Source organism: Acinetobacter sp. 231_lipA, assembly GCF_058243005.1.
This window is the reverse complement of sequence record NZ_JBZAYU010000008.1, coordinates 1-4,005: the sequence shown is the minus strand read 5'-3', so window position 1 is coordinate 4,005 and position 4,005 is coordinate 1. Positions and strand designations below refer to the sequence as shown.

At 35.0% G+C, this 4,005-nt stretch carries 3 protein-coding genes and 1 pseudogene; 1 reads left to right on the top strand and 3 read right to left on the bottom strand.

What is annotated here, in order from left to right:
- Both AC4CUX_RS19425 and mobQ read right to left on the bottom strand, forming a co-directional pair.
- Positions 1 to 539, bottom strand: a 539-nt coding sequence (locus tag AC4CUX_RS19425; protein WP_490792699.1) for a replication initiation protein, incomplete at its 3' end; no start/stop codon positions are given.
- An 833-nt stretch (positions 540 to 1,372) separates the two neighbouring features.
- Positions 1,373 to 3,094: a MobQ family relaxase gene (mobQ, locus tag AC4CUX_RS19420; RefSeq protein ID WP_375025102.1), complete on the bottom strand. Its 1,722-nt coding sequence runs from the start codon at positions 3,092 to 3,094 to the stop codon at positions 1,373 to 1,375.
- Between the two features lie 213 nt (positions 3,095 to 3,307).
- Here mobQ and AC4CUX_RS19415 point away from each other — a divergent pair, with 213 nt between their 5' ends.
- Positions 3,308 to 3,616, top strand: coding sequence for a mobilization protein (locus AC4CUX_RS19415; protein WP_191113102.1), 309 nt, complete (start codon positions 3,308 to 3,310; stop codon positions 3,614 to 3,616).
- Here AC4CUX_RS19415 and AC4CUX_RS19410 read toward each other — a convergent pair.
- Positions 3,606 to 4,005, bottom strand: a pseudogene (locus tag AC4CUX_RS19410) (replication initiation protein); the annotation flags it as partial. The gene AC4CUX_RS19415 and the pseudogene AC4CUX_RS19410 overlap by 11 nt on opposite strands.

Sequence of the window (4,005 nt, the reverse complement as noted above, 5' to 3'; positions counted from 1 at the left end):
TATGACGGAGGTAAACCAAGCTCATTTTTTAGATGTTCTAAGGACATCTCAAATTGCCCCATTGCTTGGTGTTTTTTTGCTAAGTGATAAAGGTCAAATGAATAGTCTTTTTTAAGACTTAGAACGATGTCCTTTTTATACTTTGTATACGGATTTAATTTATCGAATTCTGTAAGCATTAATAAAACGATCTCAGGAAATCGAATTGCGATACCCCCATCTTCATAAGTGCAATCAATAACCCAGTTCGATAGAACTTTTTTACCTCTTTCATTGTGATAAGCAAAATAACGCTTAATTAATGCTTTGCTTGCTGTTTCTAACTGAGGATAGGCTGAATGTATTTTTATGCCGCACTCTTTTGCAAATTCTTCAGCCGTGATGATTATAGCGTCCTTTTCAGTAGCGCCTTTTGTACGTGCAATAGGACTGGCAAGGATCAACATGCGTTTTTCATCAATACTCATGCTTTTAAAACATTCTTGGATATTGTTCTGCATCACAACCCAAGATGGCGGATAAGTTTTTTTAATTTCCATAAAACTACAATCTCTATAATGTACCGAATTAACTACACCGAATTCGTTGTAGTAAATATAATATAGTGGCCAAAATTTGACTATGATTTTTGTAGTTTTTTAATAAAACAACAACAAATACATTGTAGTTTAAAGTTTGGTAAAAGTAGTTTTAAAGTTTGGCAAAAGTACTGTTTTAAAGTCAAAAAGTTTGGTAAAAGTAGTTTTAAGTTTGGTAAAAGTAGTTTTTTAAAGTCTGAAAGCCTTGCTATGCGTGGGCTAGAAGGGGGTCTAAAAGCTTTTAAAAGCTTTTTAAAAGAATAAAAAGAGAATCAAAGGCAAAATCAAAGGCAAAATCAAAGGCTATGGCACTCGCTTCGCTCGTGTCGTTTCAAGAGCAAAAGCAAAGTCAAAAACATTGATAATGCATTCGCTTCACTCATGCTTTTTGAAGAGCAAAAAGCATCAATACTTCGCTCGTAGACACTCGCTAACTGCTGCTTACGTTAATTCAAAAGCAAAAGCGGTAATCAGAGGGGGGAAGGGCGGATTTTCTTTGTGTCACTCGTAGACACTCGCTCTATAAGACCTTCTATTGTTTAGAAAAATTAAATTTAATTGCTGTTTTTAAAATCAAATGTGGGCGAAAACCTGACAAACACTCCAATGGATAAAAATTTTCATTCTCTCAAATAAGCATCTAATGCATTTTAAGGCGTATTTAGATGTTGTCTGGTAGGGTAGGTGCTTGTTAGTTGATAATCGAGCTAATACGGCTTGTTTGAGGCCTTGTCGTGGATTTTTAGATATGATCAAAGTTGGAATTAAACATAAAACTAAAAAAATCGTTCTAACTATGGCTTAAATGGATTGTCGTGATTTAACTTTTTCTCATATGTTGGAGTGTGCTCTAAAGTTGATTTTGGACTTGAAGTCGGCTCTCCGTTGTACAAGAAATTCTCGTAGTTTTTCACTGCTTCTTCGATTTTACTAATATGATCAAACATAGCTGTATCAACGCTTTGAGCTATTTTTTTATCTGCTTGAATGAGTTTGTATATGTCTTGAAAAGATTCTTTTCCAGGGCAGCTCGCGTAACGTACGCGATCTGTGTGTGATCGTTCTTTTGTGAAAACATCTTGAATTTTTTCATATCGTTCTCTAACTAGCTTCAAATATGATTGTTTATCGCCTTTTTGGACAGCTCCCAATTCTGAAAAAATATCATAAGTATTTGTATAAAAAGAATAAAATATGAATTTTTCGGAGAAGAAATCATTGGCGTAACCCGCATTTTTTGCTAATTTTTGGACTCCGTTTTGATAATCAAGAATTTCTTGTTGTGATTTTGCGCTTCGATCTGCTTCTTCTTGTTGTGATTTTTCCTGCGCTTTGCGATCATTTTCTATTTTTTCTTTACGTTCTTTCTTTTCTTTTGAGTAGCTTTCGCTAAGATAAATCATCACACTAAGATCGTTTAAAACATCATCTTTTTTAATCAGTTGAGAGACTCTGAGTGTACCTAAAATACCTTTGGGCTTGGGTGTAATACCGTTTTCAATGAGAAAATCGAGGTCTGCAATGTACTGCTGACTTTTTCGATGAAAATCATACTCTCTAACTGTTTTGATTTTCTCAAATGTTGATGCATCATCGTCAATTGCATTGTGAAAAGCATCATAAGTTTTTTTAAAATTCTGCACTCGTTCTTGTGCTTCTGCTAAGTTATTTTTATTAATTTCTACATTCATCTCGTCACGCTCATTTTTAAGAGTTGAAACTATTTTTTCACTTGCAAAAATTTCTTGCTCTAGACCTTTCAAGAGCTGAGGATCTTGGGTTCTTTCAAAGTTATTCTGCTTGATAAGATCATTACTGACACTGATTTCAGTTTCTACGCCCATTCTGCGTAGCTGTGTGACTTCATAGCCCTCATGTTTTGTCGCTTCAAGTCCATTTTTTTGATCTTTGTAACTGCGGTGATCGACTCGAACGTCATAGCCTGCTTTCTCTAAATGCTGATTGGTGAGATCCGCAAAAGACTCTCTCCAGTGGCAGACCGTTTTTGTGCCTGAGTCTCGACTGAAATCACGATATTTTTTTGCTGAAAAATTACCTGTCTGAGGGTCGATTGCACGTGTCGTAAACATGATGTGAGCATGATAATTACGTTCATCACTTCCGCCATCTGTATGCGGTGCGTGAATTGCTGCATCAACAATTACACCATGCTTTTTTACAAGGTTTTGACAAAGCTCATCGAGCATTTTTTTACGTTGTTGAGCATTCAACTCGCTTGGAAATGCAATTTCAAATTCTCGTGCCAGTAAAGCATTTTTTTTGCGTTCAGTTTTTTCAACTGAATTCCAAAGTTGATTGCGATCAAGTAGCACTGATTTTGTATTTTCAGGCGCATAAATATTGGTAAATTCCACGCCTGTTTTTTTTGTGTAGTCTTGCTCTTTTCCGTAATATTCGCATGTCAATTTTTCACCTGCACGATATGCAGCACAAGCAACAACGGAACGTCCGTCTGCTCTGCTAATCGCTTTGACTGAAAAATGATAAAGTGCCATTTTGCTTTTGCTCTTAATTTCGCTTTAGCGAAATACAAATGAGGAATCGAATTTGTCAGGGGTGTGGGGGAGGTATCCCCTGCCGTACTTCCAAACATCGAAGATAGTTTGGCTAAGTGCGCCCTTCGGGATTCTTTGAGTATCATATAGCAGCTTGAAACAAAGTTCAAACGCGCTTATGATCGAGAAGAATCCAAAAGGGTGTGTAATGTTATGAGTATTAATGCTTTAAATGAAAAAATTGAAAAACAGCTAGAAAAACTAAATCAATTAAAAGCACAAAAACAAGCAATCGAAGCTAGAGAAAAAAAGAAAATCTCAGAGCAACAAAGAAAAGAAGAAACTCGAAAAAAAATATTAATCGGTTCTATGATGCTAAAAAAAATGGAAGATGAAGCAGAAAAAATAAAAATACTCGCTGAATTAAACAAGTATTTAACAGAAGATCGAGATAGAAAATTATTTAATATGCTACCTGTTAAAGATGAAAATGAGACTAATAACTTAACTTCTAATCTTTGAAATCAGTATATTTTCTTAGTGCTTTGAAAATACGTTTTGCTGTTTCTTCTCTCACTGATTTTGGATCTCGTAAAATTCCTGAAATCCACAAAGCAAATGATGGATAATCTTGAAATGTACTAAGTTCTGAAATTTCTGAAACTTTAGAAAGAATTGAGCTGTATTTATTGATTTGTGCATCTGTGAGCTTGTAAAACATGTCTATAGTTTTTTGATCTCGCTCTTGTGCTATCAATTTCGGCTTATGTTTCTCTTTCACTGTGAACTTAAAACCGACCACAGAACGCCCTTTTTTTACGTTCTCGTAAGTGATCTCTATATCTGTATTTTTGGTAATCTCATTAAGTGATGGTTTAATCACACGATCTTTTAGATTGCAAAGTTTGTCG